At 31.7% G+C, this 15,199-nt stretch carries 16 protein-coding genes; 8 read left to right on the plus strand and 8 right to left on the minus strand.

Annotated elements, in window-relative coordinates; genetic code table 11:
• Window positions 1-2: 2 nt before the first annotated feature.
• Together RF683_RS07580 and RF683_RS07585 are read right to left on the minus strand one after the other, a co-directional pair.
• Window positions 3-530 (minus strand): GNAT family N-acetyltransferase, encoded by a 528-nt coding sequence (locus RF683_RS07580; RefSeq protein WP_309531723.1) that lies wholly within the window; start codon window positions 528-530, stop codon window positions 3-5.
• 3 nt (window positions 531-533) lie between these two features.
• Entirely contained in the window at window positions 534-2,099 is a 1,566-nt protein-coding gene (locus RF683_RS07585) for an NAD(P)/FAD-dependent oxidoreductase (protein WP_309531724.1), read from the minus strand.
• Between the two features lie 87 nt (window positions 2,100-2,186).
• Between RF683_RS07585 and RF683_RS07590 the strand changes: the two genes are divergently transcribed.
• Window positions 2,187-2,423, plus strand: a complete 237-nt coding sequence (locus RF683_RS07590; RefSeq protein WP_309531725.1) for a hypothetical protein — start codon at window positions 2,187-2,189, stop codon at window positions 2,421-2,423.
• Window positions 2,424-2,663: 240 nt separating this feature from the next.
• Here RF683_RS07590 and recQ read toward each other — a convergent pair whose 3' ends face one another.
• Entirely contained in the window at window positions 2,664-4,859 is a 2,196-nt protein-coding gene (gene recQ / locus RF683_RS07595) for a DNA helicase RecQ (RefSeq protein WP_309531726.1), read from the minus strand.
• A gap of 120 nt (window positions 4,860-4,979) precedes the next feature.
• On the opposite strand from recQ, the gene RF683_RS07600 reads away from it, so the two are divergent.
• The 5 genes from RF683_RS07600 to RF683_RS07620 all read left to right on the plus strand — a co-directional run bounded on the left by RF683_RS07600 (window position 4,980) and on the right by RF683_RS07620 (window position 8,269).
• The gene (locus tag RF683_RS07600; RefSeq protein WP_309531727.1) at window positions 4,980-5,945 is read left to right on the plus strand and encodes a KpsF/GutQ family sugar-phosphate isomerase; all 966 of its coding nucleotides are present in this window, start codon (window positions 4,980-4,982) and stop codon (window positions 5,943-5,945) included.
• Entirely contained in the window at window positions 5,945-6,766 is an 822-nt protein-coding gene (tatC, locus tag RF683_RS07605; protein WP_309531728.1) for a twin-arginine translocase subunit TatC, read from the plus strand. Before RF683_RS07600 ends, tatC begins: the two co-directional genes overlap by 1 nt.
• Window positions 6,763-7,113, plus strand: coding sequence for a carboxymuconolactone decarboxylase family protein (locus RF683_RS07610; RefSeq protein ID WP_309531729.1), 351 nt, complete (start codon window positions 6,763-6,765; stop codon window positions 7,111-7,113). The genes tatC and RF683_RS07610 overlap by 4 nt, the downstream gene beginning before the upstream one ends.
• Window positions 7,114-7,199: 86 nt before the next feature.
• Window positions 7,200-7,958 carry an LPS export ABC transporter ATP-binding protein gene (lptB, locus tag RF683_RS07615; RefSeq protein WP_309531730.1) on the plus strand — a complete coding sequence of 253 codons (759 nt, stop codon included), beginning with the start codon at window positions 7,200-7,202 and terminating at the stop codon, window positions 7,956-7,958.
• 95 nt (window positions 7,959-8,053) lie between these two features.
• A complete protein-coding gene (locus tag RF683_RS07620; RefSeq protein ID WP_309531731.1) occupies window positions 8,054-8,269 on the plus strand; it encodes a DUF5808 domain-containing protein in 216 nt (71 codons plus the stop codon).
• Window positions 8,270-8,278: 9 nt separating this feature from the next.
• On the opposite strand, the gene RF683_RS07625 is transcribed toward RF683_RS07620, so the two are convergent.
• Window positions 8,279-8,962: a GH25 family lysozyme gene (locus RF683_RS07625; RefSeq protein WP_309531732.1), complete on the minus strand. Its 684-nt coding sequence runs from the start codon at window positions 8,960-8,962 to the stop codon at window positions 8,279-8,281.
• 168 nt (window positions 8,963-9,130) lie between these two features.
• Window positions 9,131-9,874: a CDP-alcohol phosphatidyltransferase family protein gene (locus RF683_RS07630; protein WP_309531733.1), complete on the minus strand. Its 744-nt coding sequence runs from the start codon at window positions 9,872-9,874 to the stop codon at window positions 9,131-9,133.
• A gap of 192 nt (window positions 9,875-10,066) precedes the next feature.
• Here RF683_RS07630 and RF683_RS07635 point away from each other — a divergent pair, with 192 nt between their 5' ends.
• Both RF683_RS07635 and RF683_RS07640 read left to right on the plus strand, forming a co-directional pair.
• On the plus strand, window positions 10,067-11,140 hold the full coding sequence (locus RF683_RS07635) for a putative type IX sorting system protein PorV2 (RefSeq protein ID WP_309531734.1): 1,074 nt from the start codon (window positions 10,067-10,069) through the stop codon (window positions 11,138-11,140).
• Between the two features lie 33 nt (window positions 11,141-11,173).
• The gene (locus RF683_RS07640; protein ID WP_309531735.1) at window positions 11,174-12,256 is read left to right on the plus strand and encodes a lipoprotein N-acyltransferase Lnb domain-containing protein; all 1,083 of its coding nucleotides are present in this window, start codon (window positions 11,174-11,176) and stop codon (window positions 12,254-12,256) included.
• Here the strand turns inward: RF683_RS07640 and RF683_RS07645 are convergent.
• From RF683_RS07645 to RF683_RS07655, 3 genes are all read right to left on the minus strand, one after another.
• Window positions 12,253-12,894, minus strand: coding sequence for a hypothetical protein (locus RF683_RS07645; RefSeq protein ID WP_309531736.1), 642 nt, complete (start codon window positions 12,892-12,894; stop codon window positions 12,253-12,255). The genes RF683_RS07640 and RF683_RS07645 overlap by 4 nt on opposite strands.
• Window positions 12,895-12,983: 89 nt before the next feature.
• Window positions 12,984-14,870, minus strand: a complete 1,887-nt coding sequence (locus RF683_RS07650; protein WP_309531737.1) for a polysaccharide biosynthesis protein — start codon at window positions 14,868-14,870, stop codon at window positions 12,984-12,986.
• A 140-nt stretch (window positions 14,871-15,010) separates the two neighbouring features.
• Window positions 15,011-15,196 (minus strand): hypothetical protein, encoded by a 186-nt coding sequence (locus RF683_RS07655; protein WP_309531738.1) that lies wholly within the window; start codon window positions 15,194-15,196, stop codon window positions 15,011-15,013.
• Between the last annotated feature and the right edge of the window lie 3 nt (window positions 15,197-15,199).

Below are 15,199 nucleotides of genomic sequence, written 5' to 3' on the forward strand. Positions count from 1 at the left end.
TGTTATAAATTAGGATTAATATATTGGAACATAATTTCATCTTCAAATTGATGCTGTACTTTGTTCCATTGTTTTTTGATACCTATTTTTTCGAAGCCAAATTTAGTAAAAAGGTTTAAACTAGCTTCGTTCTTTGAGCCAATATTAACATAAATTTGATGTAAATGAAATTGAGAAAAGGCATACTTACAAATCAAATGCAATGCTTCTGTCCCTATTCCTTTTTCTCTAAATGTCTCTTGAATAATTATACCTAAGCCTGCACGACAATTTTTTGGATCAAAATCAAACAAATCGATTAACCCAATTAATTGCTGCGTGCTTTGATATACAATAGCTAATCGAAGTTGTTTAGCTTCATAAATGTCTTGATGGGCATTTTCTAAATAGCTTTTCAATACCCATTTACTGTATGGGGTTTGCGTATGACTCAATTCCCACAAAGACATATCGTTTTCTATTTGATATAAAAAATCAATATCTTCTGGCTCAAGTGCTCTTAGTAAAATTGTTTTACCAGTTAAATTCATACCTTACATTTTTTTTAAGCTTTCTGCTATTTTTAGTGCACATTTTTCTCCATCTATGGCTGCGGAAATAATTCCTCCTGCGTAACCTGCCCCTTCCCCACACGGGTACAATCCTTTAATTTGAACATGTTCCAATGTATCTGATGCTCTCGGAATTCTAACAGGTGAAGAAGTTCTGCTTTCTGGTGCATGCAGTATAGCTTCATTTGTAAAATAGCCTCGCATTGATTTTCCAAATTGAATAAAGCCCTCACGTAGCGTTTGCGTTAAAAACGACGGAAATACCTGGCCTAATTCAACACTTGTTGTACCTGGCACATAAGAGGTTTTTGGTATTTCGGTGGATTGTTTTTTTTGTGAAAAATCAACCATTTTCTGAGCAGGAACACGTTGCGTTTTTCCTGCTAGCTGCCAAGCTCTTTGTTCTATATCTTTTTGAAAAGCCAGCCCTGCTAAAGGACCATATTTCGCAAAAGGTTTAAAATCCTCTACTCTTAATTCAACTACGATTCCAGAATTAGCTGTAGCCTGATCTCTTTTTGAAGGTGACCAACCATTTGTTACTACTTCTCCAGGAGAAGTTGCACATGGAGCAACCACACCACCAGGACACATACAAAATGAATACATGCCTCGTCCGTTTACTTGTTTTACAATACTGTAGGGTGCTGGAGGCAAATATTGCCCTCTATAATCACAGGAATATTGTACACTATCAATTAAACTTTGAGGGTGTTCTGCTCTAACTCCTAATGCAAATGGTTTTGCTTCTATATAAATTTCTTTATGGTGTAATAATTGAAAAATATCTCTTGCCGAATGACCTGTAGCTAATATAATTTTATTGGCTACAATTTTATCTCCTTTTTGCGTAAGCACACCTTCTACTTCATTATTTTTTAGTAAAATATCAACCACTTTTGTTTCAAAAAACACTTGTCCACCGCACTCAATAATTTTTTCTCTTATATCTTGAATAATTTGAGGCAGCTTATTTGTTCCAATGTGCGGATGCGCTTCAACTAAAATTTCATCTGAAGCACCAAACCCAACCAATAATCTTAAAATTCGATCTACATCCCCTCTTTTTTTAGAACGCGTATACAATTTACCATCTGAATAAGTTCCTGCTCCTCCTTCACCAAAGCAGTAATTAGAATCTTCATTTACAATATGATCAACATTTATGGCTTTTAAATCTCTTCGTCGACCTCTTACATCTTTACCTCTTTCTAAGACAATTGGCTTTAAGCCTAATTCTATTAATTGTAATGCTGCAAAAAGTCCAGCAGGTCCTGCGCCAACAACAATTACCTCTTGTGAATGAGTGACATTAGGATACTCAGGTAAAACATTTTTTTGAGAGGTATACACTTCATCTGAAAAATAAACGAGTGCTTTCAAATTAAACTTAACTGCTTTTTGACGCGCATCAATAGAACGTTTTTCAATAACAATTTTTTGAATATCCGAACCCGTTACCTGCATTAACTTAGCCACATGTAAATGCAACAATGTTTCGTTATGAGCTATTTCAGGAGTTACTTGTAGTTGAATATCGCGAGGCATAAAAGATTTTTTACTATGCAAAAGTACTAATTTGTTCGCTCAAGTTATACAGAAAAAGCTAACTTTGTAGTAATATATTTTAAAAATATGTCGAAAAAAATTAAACTGATTTGGGATTTTAGAGGACCAAGTGCACTTCAGACGGCGCAACATCATGCTATCCATTTAAATGAATATCTAATTATAGAGAACTATTCACTCAAATTGACGGGGTTTGAAACTATAGATGAATTTTATAGTACTGCATATATAATTGTAGAAGAAAACGACATGCTTAAATTTAGAGATGCTTTAAAACCTCATAGAGGTGAGTGGTATGAATAAAAAAATCCTGCCGAAACAGGATTTTTTAAACTTTAAAAACTAAAATTAATTTAGGGGAATAAATTTCAGCTTTAAATAAACATTTAAGTAACAATTATTTCTACTTAACAATTTTTACACATGCAAATGTATATAATTATTTTTTTAAATTAAAGATTTTTTTTATAAAAATTAAAAAAAATGATAATTTCCTATATAATAAAGAAATAAAATAAATAGTTACTAAAAATTTCTCTTTTATTAATTTGCTACTTCACTTATAAATTTTATGCGCATTATTCGCAATTCTTCGGTGTCATAATCCCCATCAAATTCTTTCAAGGCGTCTTCTATTTTGTCTGTTTCAGACTCCATAAAATAATCATGAATTTCTTCTTGTTGATCTTCATCAAGAATTTCATCAACCCAATATTTGATGTTAATTTTAGTTCCTGAATACACTATTTGCTCCATTTCTTTTAGCAAATCATCCATACTTAATCCTTTTGCAGAAGCAATATCGTCTAATGCAAGTTTTCTATCTACATTTTGAATGATGTATAATTTCAATCCAGAATTAGCCCCTGTAGATTTTACCACTAAATCATCGGGTCTTATAATATCATTATCCTCTACATATCTTTCTATTAATTCTACAAACGGTTTTCCATATTTTTTTGCTTTTCCTTCTCCTACACCATGCACATTGCTTAATTCATCTATTGTAATAGGATATTTTAAAGACATATCTTCTAAAGAAGGATCTTGAAACACAACAAACGGAGGTACGCCATGTTTTTTTGCTTCTGTTTTACGAAGATCTTTTAGCATAGCCATTAAGGCCTCATCTGCAGTTCCAGTTGCTTTAGAAGCTAGCACTATGGCTTCATCTTCCTCTTCACTATATTCATGATCTTCTGTCATTAAGAAAGAATGTGGTGTTTTTAAAAATGCTTCACCAACTTTAGTGATTTTTATAACACCATAGCTTTCTATATCTTTTGTAATTAAACCGGCCACTAATATTTGACGTATTAATGCCATCCAATATTTTTCATCTTTATCAGCTCCTGAACCAAAACAAGACAATGTATCTATTTTTTGAGCCTTAATAATTGCATTAATTTTTCCAACAAGAGCCATAATAACTTCTTTTGGCTTAAATAATTGCTTTGTATCACGAATGACCTCTAAGAGTGTTACCACCTCATCTTTGGCTTCAACTTTCTTTTTAGGATTTCTAACATTATCATCCATATCGGCTCCATCACCAGTTACGTCATTAAACTCTTCACCAAAATAATGCAACAAATACTTTCTTCTTGACATTGAAGTTTCTGCATAGGCGACAACTTCTTGCAACAGAGCATAGCCAATTTCTTGTTCAGCTATAGGTTTGCCAGCCATAAATTTTTCTAACTTTTCAATATCCTTATAAGAATAATAGGCTAAACAATGTCCTTCGCCACCATCACGACCTGCTCTTCCTGTTTCTTGGTAATAGCTTTCTAAAGACTTAGGAATATCATGATGAATTACAAAACGAACATCTGGTTTATCAATACCCATCCCAAAAGCGATGGTGGCCACCACAACATCCACATCTTCCATCAAAAACATATCTTGGTGTTTAGCTCTTGTTTTAGCATCTAATCCGGCATGATAGGGTACCGCTGAAATCCCATTTACTTGTAAAACTTGTGCTATTTCCTCAACTTTTTTTCTACTTAAGCAATAAATAACCCCTGATTTTCCTTTATGTTGTTTGATAAAGCGAATGATGTCTCCTTCAATATTTTTAGTTTTTGGTCGTACTTCATAGTATAAATTAGGACGATTAAAAGATGCCTTGAAGGTATTTGCATTAGGCATATCTAGATTTTTCAGGATATCCTCTTGAACTTTTGGTGTCGCCGTAGCGGTTAATCCAATAATAGGAATATCTCCTAATTGACGAATAATATTTCTTAAATTCCTATATTCTGGTCTAAAATCGTGCCCCCATTCTGATATACAATGTGCTTCGTCAATAGCAACAAAAGACAATTTTACATCACTTAAAAATTGAATATAATCTTCTTTTGTTAATGATTCTGGTGCTACATATAACATTTTTGTTTTACCTGAAAGTATATCTGCTTTTACCTGATTTACTTCCGTTTTGGTAAGTGAAGAATTTAAAACATGTGCTACACCAATCTCTGAACCTAGACTTCTAATGGCATCAACTTGGTTTTTCATTAAGGCAATTAACGGAGAAACAACAATAGCAGTTCCTTCTAAAACTAAAGCAGGTAATTGGTAACACAATGATTTTCCTCCCCCTGTTGGCATAATCACAAATGTGTTATTTCCTGATATGATACTGTTTACGACTTGTTCTTGTAACCCTTTAAATTGGGTAAATCCGAAGTATTTTTTTAATTCTTTGTATAAATCAATCTCGTGTGCTCTCATGTAAAAAAATGCTTGATTTTATTAACAAATTAAATTAGATATTAATTAGTTGATTTTGCCTAAATTTGCAAACATAAAGATACAATTATTTTTGAAAATAAAAATTTAATTTATTGAATTTTGAATACACTCGAAAACATCCTATTAAATGCAAAGAAATCGATACTGTCACAAAGTGAAAGTATTGCTAAATTAAACGACTATTTGACACCTGATTTTGCAAAAAGTGTTGAACTTATCTACCAGTCCAAAGGAAGATTAATCATAACTGGCATTGGTAAAAGCGCTATTATTGCTCAAAAAATAGTAGCCACTTTAAATTCAACTGGAACCCCTTCGCTTTTTTTACATGCTGCAGAAGCCATCCATGGCGATTTAGGAATGATTCAAAAGGAAGATGTTGTATTGTGTATTTCAAAAAGTGGGAACAGTCCTGAAATAAAAGTTTTGGCTCCAATAATTAGAAATTTTGGCAACCCATTAATTGGAATGACAGCTAATGAAACCTCATTTTTGGCCACAAATTCAGATTATGTATTACATGCTTATATAGATGACGAAGCTTGCCCAAATGGTTTGGCGCCGACCAATAGCACTACGGCACAATTAGTTTTAGGTGATGCAATTGCAATATGTTTGATGAAATTAAGAAACTTTACACCCGATGATTTTGCCAAATACCATCCTGGTGGTGCATTAGGTAAAAAACTATTATTGCGTGTAAAAGATATGTTAGACACCACACACGCCCCGCAAGTAAATCCTGATGCTTCAATCAAAAAAGTAATCATGGAAATTTCCGAAAAGCGATTAGGCGTAACAGCTGTAGTAGCTCATAATAAAGTAATAGGAATTATTACTGATGGTGACATTCGTAGAATGCTTAATGACCGAGATCAATTTACGGATTTAGTGGCACAAGACATTATGACTAAAAATCCAAAACATATTTCTTCTCAGCTTCATGTTTCTGAAGCATTAGATATTTTGGAAAACAATAAAATTACGCAATTAGTGGTTATTGATAATGAAGAATATAAAGGTATTTTACATTTACATGATATATTAAAAGAAGGAATTGTATAATGGCAAGACAGAAAAAAAATCTTAATGAAATGTCTTTCTTAGATCATTTAGAAGAACTAAGATGGTTATTAGTTAGGTGTTCAGCAGGCATATTAATAGGCGGTGTAGTGGCCTATTATTTTAGTGACTTCATCATTGATACTATCATTTTAGGTCCAAAGAAAGGCGATTTTATTACCTATCAATTCTTTTGCGATTTAGCAAACACCTATAATTTAGATAAAAGTTTTTGCAATACTGAAATGCCATTTACACTAAGAAATGGAGATATGGAAGGGCAATTTTCATTATTAGTTTGGACCTGTATTACGGCAGGTTTAATCATCAGCTTTCCCTACATACTGTTACAATTTTGGAATTTTATTAGCCCCGCATTATATAAAAAAGAGAAAAAGAACGCGATAAAATTTATTGTAATTTCTTCTTTGTTATTTTTTCTAGGTGTAGGTTTTGGTTATTTTATCATTACGCCACTTTCTGTAAATTTCTTAGCTAATTTTACCATTTCTAAAGAAATTGAAAACATTATAGACATGAATTCCTATATAGGATTAGTTAAAACCACTTCATTAGCCACTGGTCTTATTTTTGAATTACCTGTAATCATGTATTTCTTGTCTCAAATAGGAATTGTAACACCTAGCTTTCTTCGAGAATATAGAAAATGGGCCTATGTAATCATCTTGATTTTAGCAGCCATTGTAACACCTCCAGATGTTATTAGTCAAATTATTGTTACTATTCCATTAGTCATTCTGTATGAAATTAGTATTTTCATCAGTGCTGCTATTTATAAAAAAAATAATCCTATAACCCCATGAGTAATTTAGTAAAAGAATTTAACGACTACCGTTCTAAAATGAACGAAAAGTTACTAGCAGATGACAATAAAGTTATCAAACGAATTTTCAATTTAGACACTAACACCTATATGGAAGGTGCGTTAGATGTAAAGACAAAAGAATTACTTGGCTTAGTAGCTTCAGCTGTTTTGAGATGTGATGATTGCATAAAATACCATTTGGAAACAGCCCATAAACAAGGCGTTACAAAAGCTGAAATGATGGAAACGATGAGTATTGCTACACTAGTAGGAGGTACAATTGTAATACCACACTTAAGAAGAGCCTACGAATTTTGGGAAGCGTTAGAGGAACAAACTAAATAATTGTTAAAAGACAAATTGTTAAATTGTTTATTCGTTTATTTGTAAATCGATTAAACAATTCAACTTCTAAACATTTAAACCTTAGAATGAAATTAAGAGCAGAAAATTTAATCAAAACCTATAAAAGCAGAAATGTAGTAAAGGGCATTTCGGTTGAAGTAAATCAAGGTGAAATTGTGGGACTTCTAGGGCCAAATGGTGCAGGAAAAACAACTTCTTTTTACATGATTGTAGGGCTTGTAAAGCCAAATAGTGGAAATATTTATTTAGACGACATGGATATTACTGATTTTCCTATGTACAAAAGAGCGCAGCACGGCATCGGTTACCTTGCACAAGAAGCTTCTGTATTCAGAAAATTAAGTATTGAAGATAATATCTTATCTGTGCTTCAGTTAACAAATCTTTCTAAACAAGAACAAGAAGCTAAAATGGAAAGTTTAATTGAAGAATTTTCATTGGGGCATATTCGCACAAATAGAGGTGATTTATTATCTGGTGGAGAACGAAGAAGAACAGAAATTGCAAGATGTTTAGCTACTGATCCAAAATTTATTCTGTTGGACGAACCTTTTGCGGGTGTGGACCCTGTTGCAGTAGAAGATATTCAACGTATCGTGGCACAATTAAAAAACAAGAATATTGGTATTTTAATTACTGACCATAACGTACAAGAAACACTGGCCATCACGGATAAAACCTATTTAATGTTTGAAGGAGGAATTCTAAAAGCAGGAATCCCTGAAGAGTTAGCGGAAGACGAAATGGTGCGAAAAGTATATTTAGGTCAAAATTTTGAGCTTCGCAGAACAAAAATTGATTTTAATACACCAAAAGCAGAATAATATGAAATCGCCATTAACAACAAGTTTGTGTAAGCAAACACCAATAAATAAAGGCGATACCATATATGAAAACTAACAAATTAACATTTACATATATGAAAAACCCAACGGAAGAACAATTAGAAAAATGGCATAATGATCCAAACAATTGGAAATTAGGCTTATTTTATTTCAACCCAGAAGACGAACGAGTATTTCCTCCAAAAAGAGTAAAATGGGCAGGTTGGACGGTTAATTTTGCTAACACAAAATCTGTACTTGCTTTTATAGGAATTGTAGTGATTACACTAGCAATTATTTATTACAAATAAATCAATCAATCATTTTAAGCATATCTTTTTCAAGTCGGCTTGTGTGCCATTAAACACATTCAAATCAACCAATTCTGGAATACCGTGCAGTGAGGCTTTTTCAGTAAACTGCCACATTAAATAATCGGGATGAATTTTTTCTTTCCAATGATTATAATTAGCAATCCAAAATTTATATGTGGGAAAATCTTCCTTTAAAAAATCTTCATAATATTTTTCACCAGTATAAATAATGGGTTTTACACCATACTTTTTTTCAACCCGTGTGAGCCAATTCTGCAAACCTACTTTTAGTTGTTCCATCGATTGGCCTTTAGGCATCTTTTCTATATCTACTATTGGGGGTAAGTTTCCTTTTCGCAACTTCACATGCTTACAAAAATTGACAGCCTGATCAGTAGAGTTTTCATCAGGGCGGTAATAATGGTATGCCCCTTGCACATAAGGTGTTTGGGGTAATTGCTCCCAATTTGATTTAAATTGAGAATCACATTTCGTACGTCCTGCTGTAGCTCGAACAATAACAAAGTGTAATTCGAATTGTTCTTCTTTAGCCTCCACATTTGCCCAATCAATCTCACCTTGATATTGAGAAACATCAATTCCTAGTAAACATGTTGGATGTTTTTCTATTATATTTTGAATGCGCTTATCTTCTAATCTTCTTTGCTCTTCAGACAAATTTTTTGTCATCGAATGAAAACCAAAATAATAGGCTATCCATTCTCTTTTTTGATAACCAAAAACGAGGGCGATCAAAAAGAGCCCTAAAACAGTAATCCTTTTTAGTGTTTTGCCAGAAAAAACAAAGGTCTTATTTTTCCTTTTTTTAATATATCTCCTTTGAATTCGTTTTGCCATTTACAAGTGGGAAGTACTTGGCTTAAACAGTAATGAAGTAAGTACATACGCTACAATAATAAGTGGGATAGCCGCAAATTCAAGTGCTACCAGTAGCGCTAATGATACAAGTAAAAAACTATATTGCAATTTATTTGGTCCCCAAGCAAACGATTTTAATTTTAAAGAAAACAACGGTATTTCGGCATTCAACAAAAAAGTGCTTATGAATGCAATACCTACTAAAACGTACGGATTTGACAGGTAATCAAAAACAAAACTTTCACCCCCGGTTTGTTCTAATATTATGGGTAACGAACAAATCATCAAAGCATTAGCAGGAGTAGGTAATCCAATAAATGAATCGGTTTGACGCGTATCAATATTAAAATTCGCTAATCGATAACATGAACCTAAGGTAATTAAAAAACCAATATAAGGCACTACTCCCATGTAATACGTTTCTTCTGTAAGTGAATATTGCGATTGATTTTCTTGAATATCAGCTAACATTTTGTACACAATTAAGCCAGGAACTACGCCACTTGTTACCATATCTGCCAACGAATCTAACTGTAAGCCTAATTCACTTTTAACATCTAAAATTCGGGCTAAAAATCCGTCCCAATAATCAAAAAAGATACCTAAACAAACTAAAGAAAAAGCTTCGGCATAATTTCCATTAAAGGCATGAATTAAGGCGCATAGCCCTGCAAAAAGATTTAATAAAGTTAGTGAATTTGGAATGTGTTTCTTAAAATTCATACTGAAAATTACTTGATTATTGTTGAACAAAAATAAGCAATAATTCTAAAGAAATTACGTTTTGTTAAAGAATTTAGAACACTAAACTAATCTAAAATTAAATTTATAATTTTATACACTTTAGATATATACGTTGCGAATTCTTAGTTTAGCAAAAAATTATGTACGTTTGTGCAACAAAGAACAATAGCTTTGAAAAAGAAACTAATCTTTATTTTACTACTCAGCAACCTATTTTGTTTAGGACAAACCATTAGAAAATATTCTAATGAATTTCTAAACATTGGTGTTGATGCTGCAGCTTTAGGTATGAGCAATGCGGTAACGGCTCAAACTGCAGATGTTAATTCAAGTTATTGGAATCCTGCGGGCTTATTACACATGGAAGACCAACAGTTAAGCGTGATGCATGCCAGTTATTTTGCAAACATAGCCCAATATGACTACGCTGCTTTTGGGATGCCTATAGATAACCGAAGTGCGTGGGGTGTATCTGTTATTCGTTTTGGAGTAGATGATATTTTAAATACCACACAACTTATAGATACACAAGGAAACATTGATTATAACCGAATTTCTCTTTTTTCAACAGCAGATTATGCTTTTACCTTTTCCTACGCTCGAGCTTTGCCTGTTGACGGATTTAATTATGGCGTCAATGCAAAAATCATTAGACGTGTAATAGGTAATTTTGCATCCTCTTGGGGTGTAGGATTTGATATAGGTGCACAATTTGAAAGTAGTAATGATTGGAAATTTGGTTTACTATTACGTGACGTAACCACAACTTACAATACCTGGACTATTAATGAAGAAGAGTATGAAAAAATCAAAAATGCTGTTCCTGGCGAAAATCAAGAATTACCGGAAACTACCGAAATTACTGCTCCAAAAGCGCAATTTGGAATTTCTAAAAAATACATATTTCACTATGATTACTCCTTAGTTGCCGCTACAAATTTGAATATGCAATTTACACAAACAAACGACTTAATTTCCACTAAAATGGTTAGTATTGACCCAGCTATTGGATTCGAATTTGGTTATACCGATTTAGCTTTTTTACGTGCAGGAGTGGGCAATTTTCAACAAATTACACAAATAGACAATACTTCTAAACTTAGTTTTCAACCCAATATTGGCATTGGTTTTAAATACAAAGGCATACAAATAGATTATGCATTAACTGATTTAGGCAATCAAAGTGCAGCCTTATATTCTAATGTCTTTTCCTTAAAAATTGATTTTGGCGCTTTTAGAAGATAATAGTAGAATTTTTCATACCCAAATGACTAACTCATGATTAAAAAAATACTTTTCTTTTTTATTATTATACTCAACTTAGGACAAGCCCAACGATTATCAAATGAAGCAAAGGTAAGTATTATAACTTGTGGCACAGCACCTGTTTCGTATGCAATGTATGGACACACAGGCATTCGTATTCAAGACCTAACCCAACAAATAGATGTAGTATATAATTATGGTGCTTTTGATTTTACTACTCCTCATTTTACGTTAAAATTTATAAAAGGTAATTTACAGTATTTTGTAACGCGTGAAAATTACTTTGACTTTGAATATAATTATCAAATCGACAACCGTTCGATTTATGAACAAGAACTAGTATTGACTACTAATCAAAAACAACAACTTTTTGATGAATTAAATCAAAGCCTCACTTCTGAAGAACGTTTTTATACCTACAAATTTATTGATCAAAACTGCACCACAATGGTTGTAGATAAAATTAATAAAATTATAGGTTCAGAACAATTAAAAACTTCTCAAACAACTTTAAATTATAGGGAAATTCTATACCCTTACATGTCCGATTTTTATCAAAAATTAGGCATTCAGCTCATTTTTGGCACAAAAGTAGATGCTTCGGCTACACGTTTATTTTTACCTTTTGAATTAAAAAAAGTATTGGAAAATAATCGAAAATTAAGTTTGCCAACTCGTATAATTTTTGAAGCGAAACCTAGCCCTTCAAGCTTTTCGTTTTTTAATTCAATTTATTCTTTACTTGTCCTCATTCTTGTTGTAATAGTACTAAATAAACAATGGATACAGATTTCTTACTTTACACTGGCTGGACTATTAGGTGTTTTCTTTTGTGTGGTAGGGTTATTTTCATTGCACGAAGAAGTATTATGGAATTACAACATTCTATTATTTAACCCTTTACTGCTATTATACGCTTGGTATTTGAAACAAAAAAAAGAAGAAAAAATACATTTTATTGGAAAAATATATCTTTTCTTCTTACTTCTATATTGCATTTTGTTAGTCCCAAAAATTCAATTTGAAATTATTTGGCCTATTCTTGTATTACATGCTTGGTGGACAATAACTCCTTTTGTTAAAACTAAAAATTAATACCAATCTGAGTGGTATCTTCCTTCTCCTAAGTAAAAAATTAAACCAACCGTAAAATTATAATAATGCCCTATAGCTGGTGTTTTGTATGGTGCTTGAATCAATGAACCGTCAAAACGATAATGTTGTTTAACATTTGAAAAAAATGTAAAATCAGAATATAGCGCCACTTTATCTGACAACCTATATTGAGGAGTTATTCCTATAGAAATTGGCCCTACACGTTCCGCTTTTGGTGCTGAAAAAGGTTTTAAGGTTGCAAAACCAACTCCGGCATGCGCTAATACACCAAAATTATCTCTCGTTCTGTAAGTTAAATCAAATAATTTACCCACATTCATAACTCCCTCAACGCTATAACGTTGTAAATCTGTTCCTATTTTACCTCCTGGATCATTTTCAAATTTGTCGCTTGCGAACGAGACTTTTATACCATAATATTCATTTATCATATAACGCATTCCAATATCAAAATGTTTAAGGCCGGAAAAATTAGAATTATATCTAGTTAAATAAGGTTGCATAGCACCGCTATATCCTACTCCTCCTTCTATAGACAATTTATTTAATGTGGTTTGTGCGTTTGCTGAAGTAAGCATTAAAAAAAATAACACACAAATTTGGGGGATTTTTTTCATTGTAGTTTGTATCAATTAATTAAATTTTTCAGTCAACAAATATATTGATTATGACTATATTTTACAATTATTTTTTAATCTTGATTTTTTTAATCTTGTGGTGTTTGAATAAACTCAGGAACCAACTCTAAAATAGTATGTATTAACTCTTGTTTTGAATTAAAAGATGTGGTACTTAAATTATATAAAAAACGTTCAACTTTTTCATAGCAATACATAGGATCTTGCGCTATAAGTATTTTTGGATTATATGTTGGTAATGTTCTTGATGCTTCACTTAAAACTTCTTCATATAATTTTTCACCTGGTCTCAGTCCTGTATATACTATATCTATGTCTGTATAAGGTTCTTTACCACTTAATCTAATCATCTTTTCAGCAAGTTCTTTAATCTTTATTGGTTTGCCCATATCAAAAATATAGATTTCACCTCCCATTCCCATTGTTCCAGCCTCTAGAACTAATTTACAAGCTTCAGGAATAGTCATAAAAAAGCGATTAATTTCGGGGTGAGTTACTGTTACAGGCCCGCCTTCTCTAATTTGATTTTCAAATAAATTAACTACTGAACCATTAGAACCTAAAACATTTCCGAATCTTGTAGTAATAATTTGTGTTCTATTATGCGAATCTTGCGTACTAAATCGAGATTGCACCATAATTTCAGCAATACGTTTTGACGCACCCATAATATTAGTTGGATTAACCGCTTTATCTGTTGAAACATACACAAAGCGTTGCACTCCATACTGAATAGCTAAGTCTAATACGTTTTTAGTTCCAAAAACATTAACCTTTATTGCTTGCATGAAATTGGTTTCTAATACTGGTACGTGTTTATAAGCAGCTGCATGGAAAACTACTTCTGGTTGATGTTTGTCAAAAACTGCTTGTAACTCTTCTTTATTTGTAATATCAATTAATTTATAAACGCAGGGACAAATTGAATTCAGCTTATTTATTGCAATCTGAACATTGTTTAAAGGCGTCTCGGCTTGATCTAAAATTAGGATTTTTTTAGGATTAAAAAGTGTCAATTGTTTTACTATCTCGCTACCAATAGAACCAGCACCTCCCGTAACCATAATTGTTTTTTCTTTAAAATAATCTATAATATTTGCATTGTCAATATTTATAGTTTCTCTAAACATTAATTCATCAATGGTATATTTTTTTAATGATTTTTTACTATTTAAATTCTCATTAAAGTCACTTACTAATTTAGGATTATATACATTAATTTTATATCTTAAACAATCCTCTAACAATTCTAACTCTTCTTTTTCTTCTAAGTAATTTTTAATTAAAACTACATGTTTTATTCTGTAATATCGTAAAATTGAAATTATAGAATTTGATTTTGCTAATACTGGAATACCTAAAATTTTTTTCCCGTTTAAATATTTATTTTTATCAATAAAAAAACGCAATTTATATACAGAATTATCTTCTAAAAAGGCTTCCGCTAATGCAATTGTTGTACTATTTACACCAATAATGGCTAAATCTTCAGGGGTTGATTTTTGTTCATGAGAGAAGTAGTGAAATGCATTTTTAACTAATACTCTAAAAACAATTAAACCAAAATAAATTGTAATAAATGTATACAAAACAGTAATCATAACAAAAATATGAGTACCATAAAGTAACAAATAACTTGTATCTATAAGATAAATGGTAAAAAATGTAAAAAATGTTGCTTTGAAAAGTCTTAGAGCGTCTTTTATACTAGAATATCTAATAATACCGGTATATGTTTTAAATAATAAAAAATAAAACAAGTAAACACAAACTGCTATTGTACAACGATATAAGAAAGGAAATGTTTTATAAAATGTAATTTCAAGAACTGTAAAAAAATAAAAACTAAGGGTGTAAAATGAAATAACAATTAACAAATCAATAATTAAGATAACCCATGAAGGTAGAAAAGTAAGCCTTTTGGAATCTATATAATTCTTTACAAATTGAAACATCTATTTAGGTTTGGGGATTATTATTTTGCAAATATATTTAAAAAAAGCACTTTTAAAATAACTAATTACATTTTATTTATAACGTCATAGTATGAATTAAAAAAGCCGTCTCAAAATTGAGACGGCTTTTTTAATCTGTTTTATTTGGCTAATTTCTGCTTTTGAAACAACCAATACGCTAACCCTATTCCTGCCATAAAAAGCAATGGAAGATAATCATTTACAGGCACATCTTGTGTGTCATCGGGGAAGGTTTCTTGTGCCTGGAGCAAACCCGAAGCAAATAAGATCACTAAACTGTATATTTTTTTTCTTGTATTTTTCATCTT

The sequence above is a fragment of the Flavobacterium sp. 20NA77.7 genome (assembly GCF_031326205.1).
In the GTDB taxonomy this organism is placed as follows: Bacteria; Bacteroidota; Bacteroidia; order Flavobacteriales; family Flavobacteriaceae; genus Flavobacterium; species Flavobacterium nakdongensis.

Bases quoted from the DNA above. Each gene is read 5' to 3' on its own strand.
- lptB (WP_309531730.1), top strand. From the start codon at position 7,200: ATGAAATTAAGAGCAGAAAATTTAATCAAAACCTATAAAAGCAGAAAT.
- recQ (WP_309531726.1), bottom strand. From the start codon at position 4,859: ATGAGAGCACACGAGATTGATTTATACAAAGAATTAAAAAAATACTTC.
- RF683_RS07645 (WP_309531736.1), bottom strand. From the start codon at position 12,894: ATGAAAAAAATCCCCCAAATTTGTGTGTTATTTTTTTTAATGCTTACT.
- RF683_RS07620 (WP_309531731.1), top strand. From the start codon at position 8,054: ATGAAAAACCCAACGGAAGAACAATTAGAAAAATGGCATAATGATCCA.
- RF683_RS07590 (WP_309531725.1), top strand. From the start codon at position 2,187: ATGTCGAAAAAAATTAAACTGATTTGGGATTTTAGAGGACCAAGTGCA.
- RF683_RS07580 (WP_309531723.1), bottom strand. From the start codon at position 530: ATGAATTTAACTGGTAAAACAATTTTACTAAGAGCACTTGAGCCAGAA.
- RF683_RS07640 (WP_309531735.1), top strand. From the start codon at position 11,174: ATGATTAAAAAAATACTTTTCTTTTTTATTATTATACTCAACTTAGGA.
- tatC (WP_309531728.1), top strand. From the start codon at position 5,945: ATGGCAAGACAGAAAAAAAATCTTAATGAAATGTCTTTCTTAGATCAT.
- RF683_RS07585 (WP_309531724.1), bottom strand. From the start codon at position 2,099: ATGCCTCGCGATATTCAACTACAAGTAACTCCTGAAATAGCTCATAAC.
- RF683_RS07630 (WP_309531733.1), bottom strand. From the start codon at position 9,874: ATGAATTTTAAGAAACACATTCCAAATTCACTAACTTTATTAAATCTT.
- RF683_RS07625 (WP_309531732.1), bottom strand. From the start codon at position 8,962: ATGACAAAAAATTTGTCTGAAGAGCAAAGAAGATTAGAAGATAAGCGC.
- RF683_RS07650 (WP_309531737.1), bottom strand. From the start codon at position 14,870: ATGTTTCAATTTGTAAAGAATTATATAGATTCCAAAAGGCTTACTTTT.
- RF683_RS07610 (WP_309531729.1), top strand. From the start codon at position 6,763: ATGAGTAATTTAGTAAAAGAATTTAACGACTACCGTTCTAAAATGAAC.
- RF683_RS07655 (WP_309531738.1), bottom strand. From the start codon at position 15,196: ATGAAAAATACAAGAAAAAAAATATACAGTTTAGTGATCTTATTTGCT.